General features: G+C 68.7%; 26 protein-coding genes. 15 read left to right on the plus strand and 11 right to left on the minus strand.

The annotated features are described in order from the left end of the window. The first annotated feature begins 10 nt into the window (after nucleotides 1–10). From ACNNMR_RS28690 to ACNNMR_RS28725, 8 genes are all read left to right on the plus strand, one after another. Entirely contained in the window at nucleotides 11–337 is a 327-nt protein-coding gene (locus tag ACNNMR_RS28690; RefSeq protein ID WP_419997570.1) for a type II toxin-antitoxin system VapB family antitoxin, read from the plus strand. Further along, the gene (locus tag ACNNMR_RS28695; RefSeq protein WP_419997571.1) at nucleotides 334–750 is read left to right on the plus strand and encodes a PIN domain nuclease; all 417 of its coding nucleotides are present in this window, start codon (nucleotides 334–336) and stop codon (nucleotides 748–750) included. Before ACNNMR_RS28690 ends, ACNNMR_RS28695 begins: the two co-directional genes overlap by 4 nt. Before the next feature lie 327 nt (nucleotides 751–1,077). After that, the gene (locus tag ACNNMR_RS28700) at nucleotides 1,078–2,700 is read left to right on the plus strand and encodes a peptide ABC transporter substrate-binding protein (RefSeq protein ID WP_419997572.1); all 1,623 of its coding nucleotides are present in this window, start codon (nucleotides 1,078–1,080) and stop codon (nucleotides 2,698–2,700) included. A 111-nt stretch (nucleotides 2,701–2,811) separates the two neighbouring features. Next, on the plus strand, nucleotides 2,812–3,744 hold the full coding sequence (locus ACNNMR_RS28705) for an ABC transporter permease (protein ID WP_419997573.1): 933 nt from the start codon (nucleotides 2,812–2,814) through the stop codon (nucleotides 3,742–3,744). Further along, the gene (locus tag ACNNMR_RS28710; protein ID WP_419997574.1) at nucleotides 3,737–4,675 is read left to right on the plus strand and encodes an ABC transporter permease; all 939 of its coding nucleotides are present in this window, start codon (nucleotides 3,737–3,739) and stop codon (nucleotides 4,673–4,675) included. The genes ACNNMR_RS28705 and ACNNMR_RS28710 overlap by 8 nt, the downstream gene beginning before the upstream one ends. Before the next feature lie 12 nt (nucleotides 4,676–4,687). Further along, nucleotides 4,688–5,686, plus strand: a complete 999-nt coding sequence (locus ACNNMR_RS28715) for an ABC transporter ATP-binding protein (protein ID WP_419997575.1) — start codon at nucleotides 4,688–4,690, stop codon at nucleotides 5,684–5,686. Beyond that, complete coding sequence (locus ACNNMR_RS28720; protein WP_419997576.1) at nucleotides 5,679–6,725, plus strand: ABC transporter ATP-binding protein; 1,047 nt, start codon at nucleotides 5,679–5,681, stop codon at nucleotides 6,723–6,725. Before ACNNMR_RS28715 ends, ACNNMR_RS28720 begins: the two co-directional genes overlap by 8 nt. 138 nt (nucleotides 6,726–6,863) lie before the next feature. After that, the gene (locus tag ACNNMR_RS28725; RefSeq protein WP_419997577.1) at nucleotides 6,864–7,265 is read left to right on the plus strand and encodes a helix-turn-helix domain-containing protein; all 402 of its coding nucleotides are present in this window, start codon (nucleotides 6,864–6,866) and stop codon (nucleotides 7,263–7,265) included. Nucleotides 7,266–7,326: 61 nt separating this feature from the next. Here the strand turns inward: ACNNMR_RS28725 and ACNNMR_RS28730 are convergent, their stop codons facing one another. Both ACNNMR_RS28730 and ACNNMR_RS28735 read right to left on the minus strand, forming a co-directional pair. Continuing rightward, nucleotides 7,327–7,935, minus strand: coding sequence for a ClpP family protease (locus ACNNMR_RS28730; RefSeq protein ID WP_419997578.1), 609 nt, complete (start codon nucleotides 7,933–7,935; stop codon nucleotides 7,327–7,329). Next, nucleotides 7,932–8,576 (minus strand): ATP-dependent Clp protease proteolytic subunit, encoded by a 645-nt coding sequence (locus tag ACNNMR_RS28735; RefSeq protein ID WP_419997579.1) that lies wholly within the window; start codon nucleotides 8,574–8,576, stop codon nucleotides 7,932–7,934. Before ACNNMR_RS28735 ends, ACNNMR_RS28730 begins: the two co-directional genes overlap by 4 nt. Before the next feature lie 247 nt (nucleotides 8,577–8,823). On the opposite strand from ACNNMR_RS28735, the gene ACNNMR_RS28740 reads away from it, so the two are divergent. Genes ACNNMR_RS28740 through ACNNMR_RS28770 form a run of 7 tightly spaced genes read left to right on the plus strand, consistent with a single transcriptional unit; the run spans nucleotide 8,824 to nucleotide 15,933 of the window. Beyond that, complete coding sequence (locus tag ACNNMR_RS28740) at nucleotides 8,824–10,476, plus strand: peptide ABC transporter substrate-binding protein (protein WP_419997580.1); 1,653 nt, start codon at nucleotides 8,824–8,826, stop codon at nucleotides 10,474–10,476. Nucleotides 10,477–10,492: 16 nt separating this feature from the next. Continuing rightward, complete coding sequence (locus ACNNMR_RS28745) at nucleotides 10,493–11,416, plus strand: ABC transporter permease (RefSeq protein WP_419997581.1); 924 nt, start codon at nucleotides 10,493–10,495, stop codon at nucleotides 11,414–11,416. Nucleotides 11,417–11,456: 40 nt separating this feature from the next. Then, a complete protein-coding gene (locus tag ACNNMR_RS28750) occupies nucleotides 11,457–12,356 on the plus strand; it encodes an ABC transporter permease (protein WP_420000510.1) in 900 nt (299 codons plus the stop codon). Nucleotides 12,357–12,364: 8 nt separating this feature from the next. Further along, on the plus strand, nucleotides 12,365–13,366 hold the full coding sequence (locus ACNNMR_RS28755) for an ABC transporter ATP-binding protein (RefSeq protein WP_419997582.1): 1,002 nt from the start codon (nucleotides 12,365–12,367) through the stop codon (nucleotides 13,364–13,366). After that, nucleotides 13,359–14,384 (plus strand): ABC transporter ATP-binding protein, encoded by a 1,026-nt coding sequence (locus ACNNMR_RS28760; RefSeq protein WP_419997583.1) that lies wholly within the window; start codon nucleotides 13,359–13,361, stop codon nucleotides 14,382–14,384. The genes ACNNMR_RS28755 and ACNNMR_RS28760 overlap by 8 nt, the downstream gene beginning before the upstream one ends. Next, on the plus strand, nucleotides 14,381–14,947 hold the full coding sequence (locus tag ACNNMR_RS28765; RefSeq protein ID WP_419997584.1) for a DUF5819 family protein: 567 nt from the start codon (nucleotides 14,381–14,383) through the stop codon (nucleotides 14,945–14,947). Before ACNNMR_RS28760 ends, ACNNMR_RS28765 begins: the two co-directional genes overlap by 4 nt. Further along, nucleotides 14,944–15,933, plus strand: a complete 990-nt coding sequence (locus ACNNMR_RS28770) for an HTTM domain-containing protein (protein WP_419997585.1) — start codon at nucleotides 14,944–14,946, stop codon at nucleotides 15,931–15,933. Before ACNNMR_RS28765 ends, ACNNMR_RS28770 begins: the two co-directional genes overlap by 4 nt. Here the strand turns inward: ACNNMR_RS28770 and ACNNMR_RS28775 are convergent. The 9 genes from ACNNMR_RS28775 to ACNNMR_RS28815 all read right to left on the minus strand — a co-directional run bounded on the left by ACNNMR_RS28775 (nucleotide 15,911) and on the right by ACNNMR_RS28815 (nucleotide 25,161). Next, nucleotides 15,911–18,169, minus strand: coding sequence for a hypothetical protein (locus ACNNMR_RS28775; RefSeq protein ID WP_419997586.1), 2,259 nt, complete (start codon nucleotides 18,167–18,169; stop codon nucleotides 15,911–15,913). The two genes, ACNNMR_RS28770 and ACNNMR_RS28775, sit on opposite strands and share 23 nt — an antisense overlap. Nucleotides 18,170–18,316: 147 nt before the next feature. Beyond that, a complete protein-coding gene (locus ACNNMR_RS28780) occupies nucleotides 18,317–18,736 on the minus strand; it encodes a DUF6113 family protein (RefSeq protein WP_419997587.1) in 420 nt (139 codons plus the stop codon). Nucleotides 18,737–18,741: 5 nt separating this feature from the next. Then, the gene (gene mshB / locus ACNNMR_RS28785; protein WP_419997588.1) at nucleotides 18,742–19,638 is read right to left on the minus strand and encodes an N-acetyl-1-D-myo-inositol-2-amino-2-deoxy-alpha-D-glucopyranoside deacetylase; all 897 of its coding nucleotides are present in this window, start codon (nucleotides 19,636–19,638) and stop codon (nucleotides 18,742–18,744) included. Between the two features lie 20 nt (nucleotides 19,639–19,658). Next, entirely contained in the window at nucleotides 19,659–19,853 is a 195-nt protein-coding gene (locus ACNNMR_RS28790; protein ID WP_165245847.1) for a hypothetical protein, read from the minus strand. Between the two features lie 222 nt (nucleotides 19,854–20,075). Next, nucleotides 20,076–21,071, minus strand: coding sequence for a hypothetical protein (locus tag ACNNMR_RS28795; RefSeq protein ID WP_419997589.1), 996 nt, complete (start codon nucleotides 21,069–21,071; stop codon nucleotides 20,076–20,078). A 221-nt stretch (nucleotides 21,072–21,292) separates the two neighbouring features. Beyond that, nucleotides 21,293–22,324, minus strand: coding sequence for an ABC transporter ATP-binding protein (locus ACNNMR_RS28800; RefSeq protein WP_419997590.1), 1,032 nt, complete (start codon nucleotides 22,322–22,324; stop codon nucleotides 21,293–21,295). Continuing rightward, nucleotides 22,299–23,306 (minus strand): ABC transporter ATP-binding protein, encoded by a 1,008-nt coding sequence (locus ACNNMR_RS28805; RefSeq protein ID WP_419997591.1) that lies wholly within the window; start codon nucleotides 23,304–23,306, stop codon nucleotides 22,299–22,301. The genes ACNNMR_RS28800 and ACNNMR_RS28805 overlap by 26 nt, the downstream gene beginning before the upstream one ends. A gap of 6 nt (nucleotides 23,307–23,312) precedes the next feature. Beyond that, on the minus strand, nucleotides 23,313–24,245 hold the full coding sequence (locus ACNNMR_RS28810) for an ABC transporter permease (protein WP_419997592.1): 933 nt from the start codon (nucleotides 24,243–24,245) through the stop codon (nucleotides 23,313–23,315). Then, the gene (locus tag ACNNMR_RS28815) at nucleotides 24,238–25,161 is read right to left on the minus strand and encodes an ABC transporter permease (RefSeq protein ID WP_419997593.1); all 924 of its coding nucleotides are present in this window, start codon (nucleotides 25,159–25,161) and stop codon (nucleotides 24,238–24,240) included. The genes ACNNMR_RS28810 and ACNNMR_RS28815 overlap by 8 nt, the downstream gene beginning before the upstream one ends. Between the last annotated feature and the right edge of the window lie 50 nt (nucleotides 25,162–25,211).

The raw sequence follows: 25,211 nt of genomic DNA on the forward strand, positions 1-25,211 counted from the left end.
GATGGTTCGGATGCCGGCCGCCCGCTGTTCGCTCTGTATATGTGAAAGCTGGATTTCGCATATGATGGGTGTCGGCAGCTCTGAGCAGAAGGGCGTGATCGGCATGGCAACCACCCGCACCCTCGTCGACATCGACGACGATCTCCTTGCCCGTGCCTCGGCCATACTCGGCACCAGTACTAAGAAGGCCACGGTGAACGCCGCGCTCGAAGACGTCGTCAAGCGCAGGCTCCGGGAGCAGTTCCTCGAGCGCCTCGACCGCGGGGAGCTGCCGGACCTGACTGGCGACATCGAACCGGATCCGGCCGCACAGCCGCCGTCGGGCGAGGCGGCGTGACCGATCGCTTCCTCATCGACACCTCCGCATTCGCCCGCTGGGCCAAACCCGCCGTTCGTGCCCGCGTCCGCCCTCTCCACGAGACCGGCGTGCTCGCGCTCTGCGGACCTGTCGCCGTCGAGATCACGCGAATGGCGCGCTCGAAGAGCGAGGCCATGAGCATTCGCGAGGAGCTGCGCGGCTTCGACTGGCTGTATGCCCCCGATGAGGTGTGGGACCGCGTGCTCGAGATCCAAGCAGCCTTGGTCGGCCGGGGGAGCTGGCGGACTCTGTCCGTCACCGACCTGACGGTGGCGGCGGTCGCGGAGATGAACGGAGTCGCCGTACTCCACTACGACCGGGACTACGACCGGATCGCCGAGGTCACCGGGCAGGCGACCGAGTGGGTCGTTGCACCTGGGAGTGCGGATTGATGTAAGCGCGCCGCGCGGGCTGGAGCGGCCCGGCATCCCTTACGAGGGGTGCCGGGCCGCTTCTTTTTGTGCGTTCGCAGGTGTTCGCAGCTGCTTATTCAGATGTACGTGTACAGCCGATGCGTTAAGCGTCCGCATAGCGGATGTCGCGACGTGACATACGCAACAGCGTCCTTTTTGAGTGATCTGTCTAGTACGGTTCGTACCGATTTGGGCTTCTTAAAGGATCTTGCGTGATCTGATCGAGATCTTTTAAGTGTGGTTTACAGGCACCGCCGTGACCGATAGTGAATTCACTTTGAACAGTGGACTCCTAGGAGGAACCCCATGCGCGGTGCGAAGAGCGCCAAGTGGGCCGCGGCTGCGATAGCCGTGGGTCTGGCGGCGACGGCCTGTGGCGGCAGCGGCGGCGACAGCGCCGGCGGCGGCGAGGTCGACCCCAACGGCATCTTCAAGATGGCCGCGGGGGAGCCGCAGAACCCGCTGGTTCCGGCCAGCACCATGGAGACCAACGGCGCCCAGATCATGTTCACGGTCTTCGACCAGCTGACGGGCTACGACTCCAAGGGCAAGCTCGTCATGGAGAACGCCGAGTCGGTGGAGTCCAAGGACAACAAGACCTGGACGGTCAAGCTCAAGCCCGACTACACCTTCCACGACGGCACCCCGGTGACCTCCGACTCCTACGTCGACGCCTGGAACTGGGCTGCCAACCCCAAGAACAACCAGACGCAGGCCTCCTGGTTCTCCGACATCAAGGGCTTCGACGCCGTCCACCCGGAGAAGGGTGACGGCACCGCCGACAAGCTGGCCGGCCTGAAGGTCGTCGACGACACCACCTTCACCATCGAGCTGAACGCGCCGACCCCGTACTACGCGTACAAGCTCGGCTACTACGCCTTCTCGCCGCTGCCGAAGTCCTTCTACAAGGACCCGAAGGCCGCGGGCCAGGCGCCGGTCGGCAACGGCGCCTACAAGTTCGACAGCTGGAAGCACAACAAGTCGATCGAGATCAAGAAGTACGCCAAGTACAAGGGCCCGAACAAGGCCAAGAACGGCGGCGTGATCTTCAAGAACTACACCAAGCTCGAGGCCGCCTACGAGGACCTCCAGTCCGGCAACGTCGACTCGATGATGCAGCTCGCCCCGCGCGACCTGGCGACGTACAAGGACGACCTCGGCGACCGCGCCGTCAACCAGCCGTACTCCGCGACGCAGACGATCGTCCCGGCCTTCTACGGCAAGCAGTTCAAGGACATCGACCCGAAGGTCCTGCAGGGCCTGTCGATGGCGATCGACCGCAACACGATCACCAAGTCCGTGCTGCAGGGCAGCCGCGTCCCGGCCACCGGCTTCGTGCCGTCGACCGTGTACGGCTACGAGAAGGGCGCGGCCGGCGACGTCACCACGTACAACCCCGCCAAGGCCAAGAAGCTGATCAAGGAAGGCGGCGGCGTTCCGCAGAACAAGATCTCGATCCAGTACAACGCCGACGGCGGGCACAAGGACTGGGTGGACGCGGTCTGCAACTCCATCCGCCAGGCCGTGAAGGTCGAGTGCACCGGCGCCGCCAAGACCACCTTCCAGGCGGACACGAAGGCTCGTGACGCCAAGGAGGTCAAGTCGATGTACCGCTCGGGCTGGGTGCAGGACTACCCCCTGAACATGAACTTCATCCAGGACCTGTACGGCACCGGCCGGGCCGGCAACCAGTCAGACTTCTCCAGCAAGAAGGTCGACGACATGATGGCCAAGGCCGACTCGGCCAAGGACCTCGACGCCTCCGTGAAGGCCTACCAGCAGGTCGAGAAGGAGCTCGTCAAGGAGATGCCGGCGATCCCGCTCTGGGACCAGAAGGTCAACTCCGGCTACTCGGAGAACGTCCAGAACGTGGAGTTCGACCAGCACGGCGACCCGGTGTTCAACCAGGTCGAGGTCCTGAAGAAGTAGTAGCAGTCATCGCGTAGTTCGCGTCGGCGGCCGGCGGGCCCATACCCCGTACGACCAGGGGGAATGGCCCTGCCGGCCGCCGCTGCTGCGCCCGCTCAAGATGGAGGCACGATGGGGCGTTACGTCGTACGACGACTGCTCCAGATGATCCCGGTGTTCCTCGGGACCACTCTGCTGATCTTTCTCATGGCGTACACGCTGCCCGGCGACCCGGTGCGCGCCATGTTCGGGGACAGAGGCGCCGACCCGGCGACCCTCGCGCACATCCGGCACGACCTCGGGCTCGATCAGCCGCTGATCAAGCAGTACTGGGACTACCTCACCGGGATGGTGCTGCACGGCGACTTCGGTACGCAGATCCAGAGCGGGCGGCCGGTGACGGACGTGCTCAGCGACGCGTTCCCGGTGTCGGTGCGGCTGGCGCTGATCGCGTTCGGCATTGAGCTGGTGCTCGGCCTCGGTCTCGGCGTCTTCTCCGGTCTGAAGGCCGGCAAGCTGCGTGACAACGCGGTGCTGCTGCTGACGCTCCTTCTGATCTCGGTCCCGGTCTTCGTCCTGGGCTTCATCTTCAAGTGGCTGTTCGCCAACCAGCTCGGCTGGGTCACGCCGAATGTGCAGGACTCCATGTCCATGAGCGAGCTGGTGCTGCCCGCCAGCGTGCTCGCTGCGGTATCCCTCGCCTACGTCGCCCGGCTCACCCGCACCTCGATCGCGGAGAACCTGCGCGCCGACTATATGCGTACGGCCGTTGCCAAGGGTCTGCCGCGGCGCCGGGTGGTGGGCGTCCACCTGCTCCGCAACTCACTGATCCCGGTGGTCACCTTCCTCGGCACCGACATTGGCACGCTCATGGCGGGCGCCGTGGTCACCGAGGGGATGTTCAACGTCAAGGGCGTCGGCTACGCCCTCTTCGACGGAATCCAGCGGCAGGAGGGCACCACCGTCGTCGGCCTGGTGACCGTGATGGTGCTCGTCTATCTCGCCTTCAGCCTCATTGTGGACCTGCTGTACGCGGTCCTGGACCCGAGGATCCGCTATGCCTGACGCACTTACCAAGACCAAGGCCACCGAGGTTCCGGACGCTGCGGCCGTCGCCGAGCCGCGGCCGGACAAGGCCCGCAGCCTGTGGAGCGACGCCTGGCGGGACCTGCGGCGCAATCCGTACTTCCTGGTCTCGGCGGTGCTGATTGTGTTGCTGCTGACGATCACTGCCTTCCCGGGCTGGTTCACCAGCGTCGGACCGCGCGAGTTCGACCTGAAGAACCACTATCTGACCGAGCCAGAGTGGGGCCACTTCTTCCAACCGGACTGGTTCGGCTACGACAAGCAGGGCCAGAGCATCTACTCGCGGGTCATCTACGGCACCCGCGCCTCGGTCCTCGTCGGCGTCAGCGTGACCGCGATCGTCGTCCTCTTCGGCGGGATCGTGGGCCTGGTAGCCGGCTACTTCGGGGGCTGGGTGGACTCGGTCCTCTCCCGCCTCATCGACATCTTCTTCGGAATCCCGTTCCTGCTGGGAACCATGGTGATCATGCAGTCGGTCACCGACCGAAAGTGGTGGATGGTCAGTCTGGCGCTGGCGTTCCTCGGTTGGACCCAGGTGGCCCGCGTCATGCGCGGCTCGGTGATCACCGTGAAGCAGTCGGATTACGTACAGGCCGCGAAGGCGCTCGGCGCCTCCACCTGGCGGATCATGCTCAAGCACGTGCTGCCGAACGCGGTCGCCCCGGTGATCGTCGTGGCCACGATCGCGCTCGGTACGTACATCACGGCCGAGGCCACGCTGTCCTACCTGGGGCTCGGCCTGTCCGCCCCGTCCGTCTCGTGGGGCGGCGACATTTCGGTCGGCGCCGACAACCTCCGCAACGCCCCGCACACGCTGATGATCCCCTCGGCGATGCTCAGCATCTGTGTGCTGGCGTTCATCATGCTCGGCGAAGCGGTCCGCAACGCCCTCGACCCCAAGCTGCGCTGAGTGAGGCGTCTAGTGACTACTGCAGAGAACAACACCCCGCTGCTCGAAGTCCGCGACCTGCGCGTCGAGTTCCACACCCGAGACGGCGTTGTACGGGCCGTGAACGGCGTCAATTACTCGGTGAACTCGGGCGAGACCCTGGCCGTCCTCGGCGAGTCCGGCTCCGGCAAGTCGGTCACCGCCCAGGCGATCATGGGCATCCTCGACATGCCGCCGGCGAAGATCCCGCAGGGCGAGATCCGCTTCCGCGGCCGGGACATGCTGACCATGTCCCGCGAGGAGCGCCGGCAGTTGCGCGGCCAGAAGATCGCCATGATCTTCCAGGACGCGCTGTCGTCGCTGAATCCGGTGCTGAGCGTCGGGTATCAGCTCGGCGAGATGTTCCGCGTGCATGAGGGCCTGAACAAGAAGCAGGCCAAGGCCAAGGCCGTCGAGCTGATGGACCGGGTGCGTATCCCGGCCGCGGCACAGCGCGTGGGCGATTATCCGCACCAGTTCTCCGGCGGCATGCGGCAGCGCATCATGATCGCGATGGCGCTGGCGCTGGAGCCGGACCTGATCATCGCGGACGAGCCGACGACGGCGCTGGACGTCACCGTCCAGGCGCAGGTGATGGACCTCCTCGCCGAGCTCCAGCAGGAGTACCAGATGGGGCTCATCCTCATCACGCACGACCTGGGCGTGGTCGCGGACGTCGCCGACAAGATCGCCGTGATGTACGCGGGCCGGATCGTGGAGACCGCCCCGGTCAAGGAGCTGTACGCGCAGCCCGCGCACCCGTACACGAGGGGCCTGCTGGACTCGATCCCGCGCCTGGACCAGAAGGGCCAGGAGCTCTACGCGATCAAGGGCCTGCCGCCCAACCTCCTCAACGTCCCCTCCGGCTGCGCCTTCAACCCGCGCTGCCCGGCGGCGGCGGACATCTGCCGTACGGAGCTGCCGCCGCTGGCCGCCGTGTCCGACGAGCGCGGCAGCGCGTGCCACTTCTGGAAGGAGACGCTCAATGGCTGAGCAGACGCCTGAGCGAGAGCCGATTCTCCAGGTCAAGAACCTGAAGAAGCACTTCCCGCTGACCCGCGGCATCCTCTTCAAGAAGACGGTCGGCGCGGTCAAGGCCGTCGACGGCATCTCCTTCGAGCTGTTCCAGGGCGAGACGCTGGGCATCGTGGGGGAGTCCGGCTGCGGCAAGTCCACGGTGGCGAAGCTCCTGATGAACCTGGAGCAGGCCACGGCGGGCGAGATCTTCTACAAGGGCCAGGACATCACCAAGCTGTCCGGCCGGGCGCTGAAGGAGGTCCGCCGGAACATCCAGATGGTGTTCCAGGACCCGTACACCTCGCTCAACCCGCGCATGACGGTCGGCGACATCATCGGCGAGACCTTCGAGATCCACCCCGAGGTGGCGCCGAAGGGCGACCGGCGGCGCAAGGTCCAGGACCTGCTGGACGTGGTCGGCCTGAACCCGGAGTACATCAACCGGTATCCGCACCAGTTCTCGGGCGGTCAGCGGCAGCGCATCGGGATCGCGCGCGGGCTGGCGCTGAACCCGGAGATCATCATCTGCGATGAGCCGGTGTCGGCGCTGGACGTATCGGTGCAGGCGCAGGTGATCAACCTGATGGAGAAGCTGCAGGACGAGTTCAACCTGTCGTACATCTTCATCGCGCATGACCTGTCGATCGTGCGGCACATTTCCGACCGGGTCGGCGTGATGTATCTGGGGCGGATGGCGGAGATCGGCACGGACACGCAGATCTACGACCACCCGACGCACCCGTACACGCAGGCGCTGCTGTCGGCGGTGCCGGTGCCGGACCCGGAGGCGCGGGAAGGGCGCGAGCGGATCATCCTGTCGGGCGATGTGCCGTCGCCGGCGAACCCGCCGTCGGGCTGCCGGTTCCGTACGCGCTGCTGGAAGGCGCAGGACCGCTGCGCCACGGAGGAGCCGCTGCTCGCGGTGCCCGAGCGCTTCCGGGACGCGGAGTCGGGGGCAGCACACGAGTCGGCGTGCCACTTCGCGGAGGAGAAGGACGTCGTGCACGCGGCGTAACCCACGAACGAGGGCCCCGGGCACCCCAAGGGGGGGAGCTCGGGGCCCTGTGTTGTGCGTGCGCCGCGCATGCTTGCTTCGCGCAGGGCGGAATGCCGCCGGCTGCCGTCGGCGCGGCGGCGCTCTTATGCTGAGGCGATGACGACCAGCCAGCCCAAGCACCTTCGCGTCGTACCCCTGCCGCAGCCGAAGGAGCCCCTGTGGCGCGACGTCGTGGGCGACGTCCTGCGCCGCGAGCGCCTTGCGCAAGAGCGCACGCTGAAGGAGGTGGCTGAGGAGGCGCGCATCTCCATGCCCTACCTCTCCGAGGTGGAACGGGGCCGGAAGGAGGCCTCGTCGGAGGTCCTCGCGGCGGCGGCCGGTGCGCTTGGCCTGCGGCTGGCGGATCTGCTGGGGCGGGTGCAGGAGGAGATCGTGCGGGTGACGCAGCCGGCCGCGGGACCCGGAGCGTCGGTCACGTCGATCACCGGCCTGGGCGCCCGCGGATCCGCTGCGCGGGCGAGCGCGCCGCGATCGGGCGAGGTGCGCTTGGCGGCGTGATGCTTTCCCACCCACCCGCCCGTTGCTGAGACAGCAACGAGCGGGTGGGTACATTCGCTTTTCAGGCCGCCGCCGAGGCCAGCCGCTTCGCGATGACGCCGTCCGCCAGCCCGTACGCCACCGCCTCCTCCGCCGTGAAGACCTTGTCGCGGTCCATGTCGGCCCGGAGCGAAGCGACATCGTGGCCGGTGTGCTGCGACAGGACCTCCTCCACCTGGGAGCGGATCCGGAGGACCTCCTTCGCCTGGACGCTCAGGTCCGCCGCCGTGCCCTGGACGCCGCCCGTCGCCGGCTGGCCCAGCAGCACCCTCGCGTGCTGCAGCACGAAGCGGCGGCCCGGGTCGCCGCCCGCCAGCAGCACCGCCGCCGTCGACGCCGCCTGGCCGACGCAGTACGTTGCGATCGGCGACTGGATGAAGGTCATCGTGTCGTAGATCGCCATCAGCGAAGTGTGCGATCCACCCGGTGAGTTGATGTAGATCGCGATCTCGCTGCCGGGGCTGTCCGACTCCAGGTGGAGCAGCTGGGCGATGATGACGTTCGCGACGCCGTCGTCGATCTCGGTCCCCAGGAAGATGACCCGGTCATTCAGCAGCCGGCTGTAGATGTCGTACGCGCGCTCGCCCTGCGGCGTCCGCTCGACGACGTTCGGAATCGTGTACGAGCTCATGAGTACAGCCCCACCCTCTGCTTGCGCGTGCTCGACGGGCGTACGTCCGCCATCGACTCGACCACCCGGTCGACCATTCCGTACTCCTTCGCCTGCTCCGCCGTGAACCAGCGGTCGCGGTCGCCGTCCCTGGCGATCGTCTCCGGGGTCTGGCCGGTGTGCTCGGCGATGATGCGCTCCATCTCGCGCTTGGTGAACTCCATGTTCTCCGCCTGGATCTCGATGTCCGCGGCGGTGCCGCCGATGCCGCCGGACGGCTGGTGCATCATGATCCGCGCGTGCGGGAGCGCGAAGCGCTTGCCCGGGGTGCCGACGGTGACCAGGAACTGGCCCATGCTCGCGGCGAAGCCCGTAGCCACCGTGGCGACGTCGTTCGGGATCAGGCGCATCGTGTCGTAGACGGCGAGACCGGCGTGTACGGAGCCGCCGGGGCTGTTGACGTAGAGCGCGATGTCCGTACGCGGGTCCTCTGCGGACAGCAGGAGCAGCTGCGCGCAGACGCGATTGGCGGAGACCTCGTCCACCTGGGTGCCGAGGACGACGATCCGCTGGCCGAGCAGCTGGGTCGCCAGGTGGTCGTCGAAGGGGCTGGGGGCGGTGTCGCCGTCCGCTGCCCTGGGTTGCTGTGTCACGGGTGCCATGGGTGCCTCCTGACTGATCCGGGCCTACTCCTGCGACTGTCCGTCGCGGGGGCCCGGTGCGCCAGGGATCTCTGCCGGGGGCAGATCTGCCGAGGGCAGAGTGAGTGCGCTGCGGCTACGCGTGGGCGGGTGGGTACAGCCAAGTGGCGCCGCGCCCACGGACAGCCGCATGCCCGCCGCCCACCCTCTCCATATGGCCTCATATAGGGCTGAAGCCCCATATCTGGAGCAACCAGGAGGCACCCTCATGCGCGGACCCACGCGCAAGCGCACCCCGCTGCTGGCCATCGCCACCGCCGTGGTCCTTACGGCGACAGCCGCCTGTGGCGGCGGGAGCAGCAGCAGCTCCGGCTCCTCCGACTCCTCCGGAGTCGTCCGTGCGTCCTGGGGTGACCCGCAGAATCCGCTCGAGCCCGCGAACACCAACGAGGTCTTCGGCGGCAAGGTGCTCCGCATGGTCACCAGCGGGCTGAAGTCGCTCGACCCGAAGACCGGGCAGCCCGAGAACGAGCTCGCCGAGTCGGTCGAGAGCGACGACCAGAAGAGCTGGACCGTAAAGATCAAGAAGGGGCAGAAGTTCTCCAATGGCGAGGCGGTCACCGCCAAGTCCTTCGTGGATGCCTGGAACTACGCCGCCAACGTCAAGAACAAGCAGGTCAACGCGCCCTTCTTCAGCTACATCGACGGCTACGACGACGTCCACCCGGCCGACGAGAAGGCCGTGCCGAAGGCGAAGACCATGTCGGGGCTCAAGGTCGTGGACGACCAGACCTTCCAGGTCGAGCTGACGCAGCCCTTCGCCATCTGGCCGGACACCCTCGCGTACCCGGCGATGGCCCCGCTCCCCAAGGCCTTCTTCGACGACCACGACGCCTGGCTCGACAAGCCGATCGGCAACGGCCCGTACAAAATCGACTCCTACTCCAAGGGCAAGTCGATGAAGCTGGTCAAGGACGACAACTACCAGGGCAGCCACAAGGCCAAGAACGAGGGCGTCGAGCTCAAGGTCTACACCGACCCCAACACCGCCTACACCGACCTGCAGGCCGGCAACCTCGACGTGATGGACGACCTGCCGGCCAACCAGCTCGCCAATGCCGAGTCCGACCTCGGCGACCGCTATATCAACGAGCCCGCCGGCATCATCCAGACCGTCACCTTCCCGCTGTACGACAAGGTGTGGGCGGGCGCGGACGGCGCCAAGCTGCGGCGCGGCATCTCGATGGCGATCAACCGCGACCAGATCACCAAGTCGGTCTTCAACGACACCCGCGTCCCCGCCAAGGACTGGACCTCCCCGGTCATCGGCGAAAAGGGCGGCTTCGACAAGGAGATGTGCGGGGACCTCTGCAAGTACGACCCCAAGAAGGCCAAGCAGCTGATCGAGGAGGCCGGCGGCATCCCGGGCGGGAAGCTCACCCTCTCCTCCAATGTGGACACCGGCTCCCACAAGGACTGGATGGACGCGGTCTGCAACAGCCTCAACAAGGCGATCGGGAAAGAGAACGTCTGCGTCGTCAACCCGGTCGGGACCTTCGGGGACTTCCGTTCGCAGGTCACCAAGAAGGAGATGAAGGGGCCCTTCCGCACCGGCTGGCAGATGGACTACCCGAACATCGAGAACTTCCTCTCCAAGCTGTACTACACGGGTGCCTCGGCCAATGACGGCGGCTACAGCAACAAGACCTTCGACAAGGGCATCGACGAGGCGAATGCCGCCAAGTCGACCGAGGATGCCGTCTCCAAGTACAAAGAGGCGGAGAAGCAGCTGGTCAAGGACGTACCGGCGATCCCGCTCTGGTACCAGAACGGCACCGCCGGCTACTCGGACGGCGTCAGCGACGTAAAGCTGTATCCGGACAGCATCCCGGTCTACCAGGACATCAAGGTCAACGGCTGAGGACGCGCTGCAGCTTATGGGGCGCTATATCGTGCGTCGACTGCTCCAGATGATCCCGGTCTTCATCGGGACCACCTTCCTCATCTTCTTCATGGTTTACGCCCTCGGGGATCCGGTCGCCGCCATGTTCGGCGACCGGGCCCCCGACCCGGCCGCGGCCGCCCAGATCCGGAAGGATCTCAATCTCGATAAGCCGCTGTGGCAGCAATATCTGCTCTACATGGGCAATATCTTCACCGGGGATTTCGGGCAGTCCTTCAACGGGCGTCCCGTCACCGAGCTGATGCGCGACGCCTGGCCGATCACCATGCGGCTCGCGCTGCTCGCCGTGCTGATCGAGATGGTCGTCGGGATCACACTCGGCGTTCTCTCCGGGCTGCGGCGCGGGAAGGCCATCGACACCGCCGCACTCATCGGCACGCTGATCGTCATCTCCATTCCGACGTTCGTCACCGGGTATGTGCTGCAGTATCTGTTCGGCGTGAAGTGGGGGATCGCCCAGCCGACCGTCTCGGCGGACGCCCCGCTGAACGAGCTGCTGCTGCCCGCCGTCGTGCTGGCGCTGGTCTCGCTGGCGTACACGACCCGGCTCACCCGCACCGCCGTCGGCGAGAACGCCCGCGCCGACTACATCCGCACGGCGGTCGCGAAGGGGCTGCCGCGGCGCCGCATCACCATCCGGCATCTGCTGCGGAACTCCCTCATCCCCGTCGTCACCTTCCTCGGCATCGACATCGGCAACCTGATGGGCGGCGCCATCGTCACCGAGCGGATCTTCAACATCCAGGGCGTCGGCTATCAGCTCTGGCAGGGCATCCTGCGGCAGAACGCGCCGACCGTCGTCGGCTTCGTCACCATCCTGGTGATCGTCTACCTCGTCGCCAACCTGCTCGTCGACCTGCTCTACGCGGTCCTGGACCCGAGGATCCGCCTTGCCTGACCCGCACGACGAAAGGCCGTCCGCCACCGAGCTGCGCCCGATGGACCTGGCATCCCAGGAAGCCGAGGAGCTGGAGCACAAAGAGGCGAGCTCGCCGGTCCGCAGCCTCTGGGGCGACGCCTGGCACGACCTGCGGCGCAACCCCGTCTTCATCATCTCCGCGCTGCTGATCCTCTTCTTCATCTTCATCGCCATCTGGCCGGGCGCGATCACCAGCGGCAGCCCGTACGACTGCGACCTCTCCTACGCCAACCAGGGCTCGCAGTCCGGGCACCCCTTCGGCTTCGACAACCAGGGCTGCGACGTCTATACGCGTACGGTCTACGGCGCCCGCGCCTCGGTGATGGTCGGCATCTTCGCCACCCTCGGCGCGGCGCTGGTCGGGACGCTGCTCGGCGGGCTGGCCGGCTTCTACGGCGGCTGGTGGGACGCGATCCTGTCGCGGGTCACCGAGGTCTTCTTCAGCATCCCGATCCTGCTCGGCGGGCTGGTGTTCCTGTCGGTCGTCAAGAGCGGGTCTGTGTGGCCGGTGATCGGGTTCATCGCGCTGCTGGGGTGGCCGCAGGTCGCGCGGATCGCGCGCGGGTCCGTGATGACGGCGAAGCAGAACGACTATGTGCAGGCGGCTCGTTCGCTGGGCGCGGGGAACTGGCGGATGATGGTCCGGCACGTGCTGCCGAACGCCGTCGCCCCGATCATCGTCGTCGCCACCATCGCGCTCGGCACGTACATCGCGCTGGAGGCCACGCTCTCCTTCCTCGGCGTCGGCCTGAAGCCGCCGACCGTCTCCTGGGGCATCGACATCTCCACCGCCTCCCAGCGGGTGCGCAACTCCCCGCATGCGCTGCTGTGGCCCGCCGGGGCGCTCAGCCTGACCGTGCTGGCGTTCATCATGCTCGGCGACGCGGTGCGCGACGCCCTCGATCCGAAGCTGAGGTGACCGTGCCGGTGAGTCAGCTGCTGCAGGTGCGCGACCTGCACGTGGAGTTCCGTACGCGGGATGGCGTGGCGAAGGCCGTCAACGGCGTCGACTACGGGGTGGAGCCGGGGGAGACCCTCGCGGTGCTGGGCGAGTCCGGGTCCGGGAAGTCCGTCACCGCGCAGGCCGTCATGGGGATCCTCGACTCGCCGCCGGGCTTCATCACCGGCGGGGAGATCCTCTTCCAGGGCGCCGACCTGCTGAAGATGGGCAAGGAGGAGCGGCGCAAGGTGCGCGGGCGGAAGATGGCGATGATCTTCCAGGACGCGCTGTCGTCGCTGAATCCGGTGCTCAGCGTGGGCTATCAGCTGGGTGAGATGTTCGTCGTACACGAGGGCATGTCGCGGAAGGACGCGAAGGCCAAGGCCGTCGAGCTGATGGACCGGGTGCGGATTCCGGCGGCCAAGGAGCGGGTCAACAGCTATCCGCATCAGTTCTCCGGCGGCATGCGCCAGCGCATCATGATCGCGATGGCGCTCGCCCTCGACCCGGACCTGATCATCGCCGACGAGCCGACCACGGCGCTCGATGTCACCGTGCAGGCGCAGGTGATGGACCTCCTCGCCGAGCTGCAGCGGGAGTCGGGGATGGGGCTGATCCTGATCACCCATGACCTGGGAGTGGTCGCGGATGTGGCCGACAAGATCGCGGTGATGTACGCGGGCCGGATCGTCGAGACCGCCCCGGTGAAGGAGCTGTACAAGGCGCCGGCTCACCCCTACACCCGCGGCCTGCTCGACTCCATCCCGCGCCTGGACCAGAAGGGCCAGGAGCTCTACGCCATCAAGGGCCTGCCGCCGAACCTCACCCGCATCCCAAGCGGCTGCGCCTTCAACCCGCGGTGCCCGCGGGCGCAGAGCGTGTGCCTGACCGATCTGCCGCCGCTGTACGACGTGACCGATGAGGGCGGCAGCCCCATCCCCGGCCGCGGCAGCGCATGCCACTTCTGGAAGGAGCAGCTCCATGGCTGAGGAGCCGATCCTGCGGGTGCGGGGGCTGGTCAAGCACTATCCGCTGACCCAGGGCATCCTCTTCAGGAAGCAGGTCGGGGCCGTCAAGGCGGTCGACGGCGTCGACTTCGCGCTCTACCAGGGCGAGACCCTCGGCATCGTGGGGGAGTCCGGCTGCGGCAAGTCGACGGTCGCGAAGCTGCTGGTGAACCTGGAGCGGCCGACGGCGGGGGAGATCCTCTACAAGGGCGAGGACGTCACCAAGCTGTCGGGGCGGGCGCTGAAGGCCGTACGCCGCAACATCCAGATGGTCTTCCAGGACCCGTACACGTCCCTGAATCCCCGGATGACCGTCGGCGACATCATCGGCGAGCCGTACGAGATCCACCCCGAGGTCGCGCCCAAGGGCAACCGGCGGGCCAAGGTGCAGGAGCTGCTCGATGTGGTCGGGCTCAACCCCGAGTACATCAACCGCTATCCGCACCAGTTTTCCGGCGGCCAGCGGCAGCGCATCGGCATCGCGCGCGGGCTTGCGCTGCGGCCGGAGATCATCGTCGCCGATGAGCCGGTGTCGGCGCTGGATGTGTCGGTGCAGGCGCAGGTGGTAAATCTGCTGGAGAAGCTGCAGGACGAGTTCGGGCTTTCGTACGTCTTCATCGCGCATGACCTGTCCGTCGTACGGCATATCTCCGACCGGGTCGCGGTGATGTACCTCGGGCGGCTGGCGGAGCTGGGGACGGACAGCGAGATCTACGAGCACGCCACCCACCCGTACACGCAGGCGCTGCTGTCCGCCGTGCCCGTACCGGATCCGGAGGCGCGCGGGGAGCGGGAGCGGATCATTCTCGCGGGGGATGTGCCGTCGCCGGCGAATCCGCCGTCGGGGTGCCGGTTCCGGACCCGGTGCTGGAAGGCGCAGGAGCGGTGCGCGCAGGAGGTGCCGGAGCTGGCGGTGCCGCCGTGGCTGGCCGATGCGGACGGGGCGGGGCATCCGTCGGCGTGCTTCTTCGCGGCCGAGATGCCGGCGCCGGCGCCGTGACGGGCTGGCGGCGGTGGCTGCTCGCGGCCTGGGCCGCGGGGGCGGTCGGGCTTGCGGGGTGGCAGCTGGCGGTGGTGTTCCTGTACGTGGCACCGGCGAATGCCGTCAGCAAGGCGCACAAGCCGGTGATCGACGGCTGGATCTACCCCTGGTTCGAGCAGCACTGGGCGCTCTTCGCGCCGAATCCGTTCGCGGCCAACTACCGCATCGAGGCCCGGACATCGGATTCGGGCAGGTGGTACGACCTGTCCGCCGTCGACAGCGCCGCCGTCCGGCACAGCCCGTATCCGGCGCGGGCGCATCAGAATCTGCTCCGGCGGGCGTGGAAGATCTACCGCGACTTCGGCGATCGCGCCGTTCCCGCGCGTACGGAGCGAGCCGAGCTCTTCCGGCGCTATCTGGGCAACATCGCGGCGGGACGGCTGGCCGACGACTTCGGGAAGCGGCAGGGCACGTACGACGCGCTGCAGCTGCGGATCACGACGGTGCCGATCCCGGCGCCGGGGGGCGGGGCGGCGGCGGTGCGGGAGAGCCGGACCGTGCTGCCCTGGTGGCGGGCGTGAAGCTGCTGGACCGGGCCTCCGGGACCGCGTACTCGCTGCGCAGCGCCGCCGTGCTGCGGATCGGGACCGGAGTGCTGGCGCTCGCGTATCTGCTGCGGGATGCCGGGGACGCGGCCGTGCTGTGGGGGCCGGATGCGTACTGGACGCCGGAGATGGCGTATGAGCTGAACGCGCTCAATGGCTGGACCGGCTTCTACACGATCGCGGCCACCGACAGCGCGGTGCTGTGGTGGACGCTGTACGGCCTCGCCATCGTCGTCAGCGTGCTCTTCACGCTGGGGTGGCGGACCCGGGTGACCGCGGTCGTCTTCGCGGTGCTGATGTGTGCGGTGCAGTTCCGGACGGCGTTCGTGAACGACTCCGGCGACCATGTGATCCGGCTGCTCGCGATCTATCTCGCCTGCACGGCCTGCGGGCGGGTCTGGTCGCTGGATGCCCGGCGGGAGTGGTCGCCGCCGCTGCTGCGGGGCGAGAACGAGGAGCTGCGGCGGCGGGTGGTGACGCTCACGCACAATCTCGCCCTGCTCGTCATCGGGGGGCAGGTGATGATCGCGTACGGCGCCGCCGCCATGTACAAGATCCAGGGCGCGACCTGGCGCGACGGCACCGCCCTGCACTACGCGCTCCACCTCAACGCCTTCACGCCCTGGCCGGAGCTCTCGCACTGGGTGGCGGGGCAGTCGGTGCTGATTCTGGCGCTGGCCTATCTGACCGTCTTCACGCAGCTGGGGCTGCCGCTCGCGGTCTTCAGCCGGGTGCTGAAGTATCCGTTCCTGATCGCGCTGCTGGGCAGCCACGCGGCCATCGCCGTGCTCATGGGGCTGCCGCTGTTCTCGGCGGCCATGGTCATCGGGGACGTGGTCTTCCTCGGCGACGCTTTCTGGATCGGTGCGGCCGTCCTTATGAAGAGGGGGTCCGGGGGCAGCGCCCCCGGACCCCGTCAGCGCGGCGAAGCCGCAGTGCTCAGCCGCCCGACGTCTGGATGACCCCGACGCGCTTGGCCGGCTCGGTCTGGCGCAGCGCCTGGTTCAGGGCGGCGGCGACGTCCGTGGGGCGGACGCCCGTGGTGCCGGTGGCGCGCTCGATCTGCACGCCGTCGAAGGTGGTGCCGTAGAGCTGCTTGAGCACCTTCAGGTTGAAGTGCGGCTGCAGATTGCCCTTTTCGTCCGGGACCATCGTCAGGAACTTGGGCAGCGACTTCTCCGGGCTGAACTGGATCGAGGCGTTGCCCGCCTTCACCGTGACCAGCCCGGACATCGCGGTCTTCGCGAAGCCGTCGAGCGCCGTCTTGAACTGCGCCTGCGTCACCGCGCCCGCCTCCTTGGCGGTGGGCAGGGACACGGGGGAGTTGGGGCCGCCCGCGGCGCGCTCCTCGAAGGCCTCCTGCAGCACCTTCATCGACTTGTCGACGTCCAGCGACTGGCCGCTGCTGCCCTTGACCGGGACCGCCTTGCCCGCGACGAACTTGATCATCCCGCGCTCGCTGCCGCCGCCGGCCTCGTCCTTGAGGTCCTCCAGGGCAGAGCGCAGCTTCTCGGTGTCGTCGGTCATCTTCGGCTCGGCGTCGCGGGAGCCGCCGAAGAGCGAGCCGATGACGGTGATCGGGTTGTAGTCGGAGCCGGAGGCGGAGCGGACGGTCTCGGCGGTGTCGACGCCGAGGCCCGCGTGCTGCGGCTTGATGGCCTTCCTGGACTCGCCGACATTCACCTGCAGCGGCGCGTTGACCCGCTTGTCCAGGGCGTCGTCGAGCTTGTTCACCGCCTCGTCGCGGGTGCTGCCGCCGATGTCGACGCCGAGGACGGTGGTGCCCTTGGGCACGTCGTCCTGGCCGAGCACCAGCCCCGCGCCGTACGCCACGGCCAGCAGGCCGAGCACGCCGCCGCCCGCGAGCACCAGCATCTTCTTGCGCTCGGCGCCGCTGCGCCCCTTGGGCGCCGAACCGGCGGCCGGGGACGTGGAGACGGGCGCGGAAGGACCGGCCGGCGGGGTCGGCGGCGGCATGAAGCCCTGAGAGGCGGAGGCCTCCTGGGCGAACGGCGAGGCCGGCTGCGGGGAGCCGGCGCCGGGGACGCCGCCGGTGATCGTGTTGCTGGACGGCACCGCGCCCGGCGGGGGCGGCGGTCCGGCCGGCGCGGGCCGGCCGCCGATCGGCGGGACCGGGGGGATGCGCGAGTCGTCGCCGGGGCCGGCGGGGCCGCCGGGCGGCGGACCCGGCGGCATGCCGGACGCCGCGGGCGGCGGGGGCGGAGTGCCGGGCATGCCGCCCGGAGCGGGCGCCCCGGGCGCGCTGCCCGGTGCCGTACCGCCGGGCGGACCGGCCGGGGGCGTCGGCGGGGCGAGCGGGAAGCTGCCGGTGGCCGGGCCCGAGGTCGGCCCCGCGGGCGGCGCCGGAGCCGAAGGGGCCTGGCTCGCACCGCGGGTGGGCAGGCCGGGAAGGCCGTCGGGGCGGACCGGGTTGGCGGACGCCGGGTCGCCGGTGGCGAAGCCGTGGCCCGACGTCTGGTCCGGGCGCGGCGCGGTGTCGCCCGGCGGGTTCGCCGTCAGCGGGTTCACCGTGCCGAAAGAAGAGGTGCCGTGCTGCGGGGTGTCGGACGGGGCCTGCTCATCCTCGGGCTCCTCGGCCGCGTGCGGCACGGGGAAGCCGGGCGGGAGGTCGCCCAGCGGGCCGGTGCCCGGCGGGCGCCCGCCGCTGCCGCCCGGTGCGCCCGGGGTGCCGGTCGGGTACGAAGCGCCGCCGCTGCTCTGGTCGGCAGGCGGAGGCGTGGCCGGGGACGGCGTCTGGCCGCCCGACGTCTGCCCGGAGGACTTGCGGGGCGCGAACCAGTCGCTCGTCTTCTCCTCCCCGCCGTCCCCGGCGGAGCCGGTCGCGGTCTGCGCCCCCGCGGCGCCCGCCCCCGTACGGCCCGCGGCCGAAGCGCCGACGGCGGCCGCGCCCGGCGAGCGCTGCGGCAGGGGGGCCCGCGTGTCCTCCGCGCCGTCCGGCGCGGGCGCGCCCTCGGCGGAGTCCACCGGTGTACGCATCACGACCGGCGGGATCGGGCGGGACCCGGGGATGTTGATCCGGATACGCGTGGTGAGCGTCGTCTCCGTCTTCGGCGCATCGTCTCCGGCGCCCTCGGCGGCCGCACCGTCCATCGGGTACGGCGGCGTCCCGGGCGGGTACGCGGCATCGCCACCGTGCCCATTGGACCCGGAGGACGGATTGTCGTTTTCTCGGCTCAAGGCAGATCTCCCGATTTGACTCCCGCCGCCTCCCCCTCGGCGGCGCGCACCACCATACTGGGCGGCGCCCATGCGTACGTCGCGGATGAGTGATCCGTCCCGCGCAGGGATGTTCTATAAGGTGCGCTCAGCCCCCAAGTACGCACGTCACTTGGCGAGTCGGGACCCTCCGGCACCCTGGCCGGGAAGGTGGCTGGTAGTGGTGCGGATCACAGTCGCGAAGGCCACGACCACCCCGCCGAGCAGATACGCATAACTGCCCAGACCCGCACCGAATACGAAGTCTCCCTCGGGGCGCGTGGTGGTCAGCAGCATCACCGCGAGCAGCCACCCGGCGCCCACGACCATGCCGCCGGACCGGGCATCGATCGCCTTCACCGCGCCGTAACACGCCGCCGAAAGGGCGAGCAGCGCCAGCAGCAGCCCGCCGGGGAACCACGCGGCCTGCAGCAGCGCGCCGGCGGCGCCGGTGAGCAGCCCGAGCAGCAGGAAGCCGGCGAACGCCAGGAGGCGGAGGGCGGTCATCGTCGGTACGGGCGGCGGTTGCGTCCGGGTCTGGGTCTGCACGCTGCTCAGGCTGCCACGCCCGCGAAGAGGTCGCTCTCCCGGGCCCCCGTTCGGGCGCCGGATTCGCCCCGTACGAGCTGGTAGTACTCGGTGCCGAAGAGCGGCTGCCCGAGCGCGTTGGACAGCGCGAAGAACGGTCCGTCGACCGCGATCTGGGTGGCGTGCGCGCGCATCGCGGCCGTCTTGGCGTCGGCGTACTTGCCGCCCTCGATCGCGGCCGCGACCTTGTCGTCGGGCACCACGCCCGGCACGTCATCTGCGGAGGCGATCTCGGTGAAGGGGGAGTCGATGTCCAGCTCGCGGAGCTTGGCGAAGCCCGTCTCGACCACGGAGCGGGGCACGCAGTTCCAGTAGATCTTCCCGATCGTCCAGGGGTCGCCCAGGTCCCGCCGGTAGGCCGGCTCGCCGGCCAGCTCTGCGGCGCGCATGGCGACGCGGTGCGCCTGGATGTGGTCCGGGTGGCCGTAGCCGCCGTTCTCGTCGTACGTGACGAGCACCTGCGGCCGCACCTCGCGGATCACCTCGACCAGGTGGGCTGCCGCCTCGTCCACGTCTGTGGACCAGAAGCTGCCGGGCCGGTCGTTGATGTCCAGGCCCATCATGCCCGAGTCGCGATAGCGGCCCGCGCCGCCGAGGAAGCGGTGGTCGGTGACGCCCAGCTCGCGCATGGCGGCGGCCAGCTCGCCGATGCGGTGCTCGCCGAGGGTGTCGTCCCGGTCCGGGGCAAGATGCGCCAGATCGGGCGGAATGACCTCACCCTCCTCGCCGAGCGTGCAGGTCACGAGCGTCACCTGGGCGCCTTCGGCGGCGTACTTCGCCATCGTCGCGCCGTTGTTGATCGACTCGTCGTCGGGGTGCGCGTGGACCAGCAGCAGACGCCGGGCGGGGACAGGTGTCGTCATGGCCCCCAGCTTAGAAGTCTCTAGAACTTGATGTCGCTGATCATCCCCGCCACATTCCGTGTCACCTCATCGATGGTGGGGCCGACGGAGGACCCGGAGAGATAGAACCCGAGCAGCACACACACGATGGCGTGCCCCGCCTTGAGTCCTGCCTTCTGCACGAGAAGGAAGACGATAATCGCCAGCAGCACCACAAGGGAGATCGACAGCGCCACAGCGGTTCACCTCCGGGTCAGGCGGGTGGGTTCGGGCGCACCGGCCACTGCGCCGGTGCGCAATGCCAGGTGCGTCATACCCGCATTGCGCTACGAATCATAACTATCCGTGAGCGCGCATCTTTCGGCGCATCGGCGCATTTGCGGGGGCGCGCACCCAACTCGCAGGTCAGGGGTGGGGTTTGAGGTAAGCCATGGGGCATTTTTATGGCGGGAATTCGCTCACCAGCTCGGCGGTGGAGCACTTGGCTCCTGCCAGCCGCGCAGCGGCTCCGAGGTGGGGTCGGACTCCCCGCGCCCGGCCAGCGCCCACAGCGCGGCGAAGCCGGCGAGGAGGAGGAAGAGCCCCGTGCTGACGTGGAGTTGCTCCTCGGTGGTGAGGGTGTCGAAGTTCTCGAAGACCCGCTCCTTGAGGTTGCGCGTGGTCTCGGCCGCACCCCAGACGAGCACCAGCGCGCTGGCCGTCATTCCGAGGGTGCGGGTCAGCGGCGCCCGCGCCATCGCGCAGCAGACGACGACCGCGCACATCAGCGCCACCGTCCACTTCCCGCAGGCGTCCGGCGGCTGCAGCAGCGCGTACATCGTGCGCTCGCCGGTGACCTTGTGCCAGTACGCGTCCCAGCCGTCCCGTACCGCATAGCGGACCTCCCAGGCGGCGAGGATCACCGTGGCACCGGCGAGGAACACCCCGGCCGTGGTGGCCGCCGCGGGCGTCGGGCGGCCCGGCGGCCGCTCGTCGGAGGTCACCACGCCGTACGCGCTGCCGCTCGTGTCGGCCGGGCGGCGGCCCGCGGCCACGGCGATCAGCAGCACGGTGGCGAGGGTGACGGCGGCGCCGGAGGAGAGCAGCGCACGATTGCGCAGGTCCTGGTCGACGCCCTGCAGCCAGTCGGCGTTCAGCGTCCACAGGCCGGGGGCGCGCAGCAGGATCGTGGCGATGGCGGCCGAGGCGAGGGAGCCGGCGGCGGAGGGGGAGCGCAATGCGGTGGTGCCGGCGACGATATAGACGGCGATGAGCGCCGGGTCGTAGAGCGATGTGGCCCAGATGCCGTCCTCGGTACGGGCGGGGGCGCCGGACCAGGACCACCAGAGGTCGGAGAACTCGGCGGCTACAGTGAGGTCGCGGCCGATCCACACGAGGGTGCCGAGCGCGAGTGCCGCGCAGACGACGGATCCGAAGACGCGCGCACCGCGCCCGAGTATGTGTCCGTGCTCCATGCTTCCGCCTGCCCCCGCCGGCCCCGGTGTGCCTTGTGGGCACATGTGGACCTATAGGTCTACACCTCTACGGAGGTGTGAACAAGGTGTGGGGGTTGTGGGCGGGTCCGGCCGGGAGGGCATGCCTCCCGACCGGATTACGGCACCCGCACGGCCGTACATGTGCCAGGGTGCCGCGTCCATATATCGGGAAGGGGGCGCCGCGGTTTCCCGCGTGTTACTCACAACATGGAGCGTTCCGCCGCAAAGTGACACGCGCTCGGGTGCCCCGACCCGTCCCTCACCACCAGCTCCGGCACCTCGCTCGCGCAGCGGTCCTCCGCCTTCCAGCAGCGCGTGCGGAACCGGCACCCCGAAGGGGGATTCGTCGGGGACGGCACATCCCCCTCCAGCACGATCTGCTCCCGCAGCCGCTGCTGCACCGGGTCCGGGACCGGGATCGACGACAGCAAGGCCTGGGTGTACGGATGCGTCGGGTGGTCGTAAATCTGCGCATCGTCGCCGGTCTCCACGATCTTGCCCAGGTACATCACCGCGATCCGGTCCGAAATATGCCGTACGACCGAAAGGTCATGCGCGATGAAGAGGTACGACAGCCCGAACTCGTCCTGCAGCTCCTCCAGCAGATTCATCACCTGCGCCTGCACCGACACATCCAGCGCCGACACCGGCTCATCACAGATGATCACCTCAGGCCGCAGCGCCAGCGCCCGCGCGATCCCGATCCGCTGCCGCTGGCCGCCCGAGAACTGGTGCGGATACCGGTTCACATGCTCCGGGTCGAGCCCGACGACCTCGAGCAGCTCCTGCACCCGCCGCCGCGCCGAGCCCTTCGGCGCCGCGTCGGGGTGGATCGAGTACGGCTCGCCGACGATGTCGCCGACCGTCATCCGCGGGTTCAGCGAGGTGTACGGGTCCTGCAGCACCATCTGGATGCGCCGCCGCATCCGCCGCAGCTCGCCCCGCGGGAGTGTGAAGACATCCTGGCCGTCGAAGAGCACCTGGCCGGATGTCGGCCGCTCCATCGCCATCAGCACCTTCGCGAGCGTCGACTTGCCGCAGCCGGACTCGCCGACCAGGCCCATCGTCTCGCCGCGGGCGAGCGAGAAGCTCACCCCGTCCACGGCCCGTACGTCGCCGGTCTTGGTCTTGAAGACGATGCCCTGGGTGACCGGGAAGTGCTTCACCAGGTCGCGGACTTCGAGGATCGGTGTGTTCTTGCCCGAGTCAGTCACCGAGCACCTCCTCGGCATAGTGGCAGGCGGACAGGTGGCCCGGCGCCGGCTCGCGCAGCGCCGGGACCTCCACCGAGCAGCGCTCCGTGGCCCGCTTGCAGCGCGGGTGGAAGGCGCAGCCGCTTGGGATCGCGGCCAGGTTCGGGGGCTGGCCCGAGATCGGGACCAGCCGGCGGCCCTTGGACTGCAGCGTGGGTACGGAGGCCAGCAGGCCCTCCGTATACGGGTGGCCGGGGTGCGCGTAGAGCTCCTCCACCTCGGCCTGCTCGACGACCGAGCCCGCGTACATCACCACGATCTTGTCGGCGACATCCGCTACCACGCCCAGGTCGTGGGTGATCAGGATCAGGCCCATTTCCATCTCCTCCTGGAGCTTGTCCAGGAGCTTCATGATCTGGTTCTGGACCGTCACGTCGAGCGCCGTCGTCGGCTCGTCCGCGATGATGATGTCCGGCTCCAGCGCCAGCGCCATCGCGATCATGATGCGCTGCCGCATGCCACCGGAGAACTGGTGCGGATAGTCCCGGAAGCGGGCGGCCGCGGACGGGATCCGGACCCGGTCCATCAGCTCGATCGCCTTCGCTTTGGCCTCTGAGCGGGACGCCCCGCGGTGGACCCGGAACATCTCCGCGATCTGGATCCCCACCGAGTGCACCGGGTTCAGCGCCGACAGCGCGTCCTGGAAGATCATCGCGATCCGGTTGCCGCACATCTTGCGGCGCTCGCGCTCGGGCAGCGTCAGCAGCTCCTGCCCCTGGAAGCGCACCGAGCCGCCGGTGACATGCGCCGGCGGGGTGTCGAGGATGCCCATCACCGCCTGCGCCGACACCGACTTGCCGGACCCGGACTCGCCGAGGATGGCGACCGTCTGGCCCTTCTCCAGGGTGTACGAGAGGCCGTTGACGGCCCGTACCGTCTGGCTCTGCATCCGGAACTCGACGTGCAGGTCCTCGACTTCGAGCAGCGGGGCGGTCACGGGTGTCTTCTCAAGGTCAGTCATCGTGTCTCACCGCAGCTTCGGGTCGAAGGCGTCGCGGACCGCGTCGCCGAGCATCAGGAAGCTCAGCACGGTCACCGACAGGAAGATCGCGGGATAGACCATCAGATACGGATGCTGCAGGAACTCCGACTGGGCGTCGGAGAGCTGCACGCCCCAGGAAAGACTTGGATAGTCCAGGCCCACGCCGAGGAAGTCGAGTACCGATGCCGCCGAGATGGCCAGGGCGATGTTGAGAGTGGCGTAGATGAAGACCGGCGCGATGGCGTTCGGGAGGATGTGCCGGAACATCACCCGCGCGTCGCCCGCGCCGAGCATCTTCGCCGCGTGCACATAGTCCTGGTCCTTCGCCGCGATCACCTGGCCGCGCATCAGGCGGGTCATCGTCGTCCACATCATCGCCGACAGCACCAGCACGATCGCCCATATGTCGTGCTCGGGGAAGGCGGTGAGCACCACCAGCGCGCCGAGGATGAACGGCAGGCCGAAGGCGATGTCGGTGATCCGCGAGATGAGGACGTCGAGCCAGCCGCCGTAATAGCCGGACAGCGAGCCGAGCAGCACCGACAGCACCAGCGCGGCGATCGTCACCGTGATGCCGATGACGATGGGAGCGCGGGCGCCGTGCACCAGCTGGGCCCAGTAGTCGCAGCCGGTGACGTCGAAGCCGAAGGGGTGCTCGCCGCCGCTGAAGGGGTTGAGCGACTCCGGGCCGGTCTTGGCGTTGCGGACGTTGCATTTCTCGTTCGCGCCCCGGGACGTCCACAGGGAGGGGACGGCCGCCATCGAGCACATCAGCAGCAGGATCAGCACACCGCCGATGAAGGACGGCTTGCGGCGCAGCTCGCGCCAGGCGTCGCGGGCCAGGGAGCCGCCGCCGCTGACGGTGCCGCCGGCGGTCGCGGTGGCCTGGGCGGTCCCGGCTTCGGTGGTGTTACTCATAGCGGATCCTCGGGTCGAGTACGCCGTACAGGAGGTCGACGATGAGGTTGGCGAAGAGGTAGATCAGCACCAGGATCGTGGTGACGCCGACGACGAGCGTGCCCTGCTGGTTCTGCACGGCCTGGAAGATGCCCTGGCCGATGCCGGGCAGGTTGAACACCGCCTCGGTGACCACGGTGCCGGCCATCAGGCTGCCGAGGTCGACGCCGAGGTAGGTGACCACCGGGATCAGCGAGTTGCGCAGCAGGTGCCGGATCACGACCCGGTGCTTGGGCAGGCCCTTGGCGCGGGCGGTGCGGATGTAGTCGGCGCGCATGTTCTCGGCGATCGAGGTCCGGACGAGCCGGGCGACGAAGGCGAGGGAGAAGGAGCCGATCACGATGCCGGGGAGGATGTAGCTGACGAAGCCGTCCTGGTTGCCGGCCACCGGGAAGATGTCCCACTTCAGGCCGAAGAGCAGCTGAGCGGTGTACGCGACGACGAACGTCGGCACGGCGATGATCAGCGTGGTGCCGCCGAGGATCGCGCGGTCGGCGAACTTCCCGCGGCGCAGCCCCGCCCACACGCCGAGGGCGACGCCGGCGACGAGTTCGAAGATCCAGGCGACGGCCGCGAGCTTCAGCGTCACCGGCCAGCGGGACTCCAGCGCGGAGGTGACGCTCTGCCCGTTGAACGTCTCGCCGAAGTCTCCCTGGAGGGCATTGGCCATGTACTTGAAGTACTGGACCACCAGTGGGTCGTTGAGGTTATAGCGCTCGTGCAGGGCGTTCAGCACCGACTTGGGGAGCGGTTTGCCTCCGGCCAGGGCCTGAATAGGGTCGCCGGGGAGTGCGAAGACCATCGCGTAGATGATGAAGGTGGTGCCGATGAGGACCGGGATCATCTGCAGGATCCGCCGGACCGTGTACCGCCACATGCCGCACTCGCCTCCTTCCGTTGTGCGGGGATGCAGACGCGAGCGAGGAC

This window comes from Streptomyces boninensis (genome assembly GCF_048572725.1).
Classification (GTDB): Bacteria; Actinomycetota; Actinomycetes; order Streptomycetales; family Streptomycetaceae; genus Streptomyces; species Streptomyces boninensis.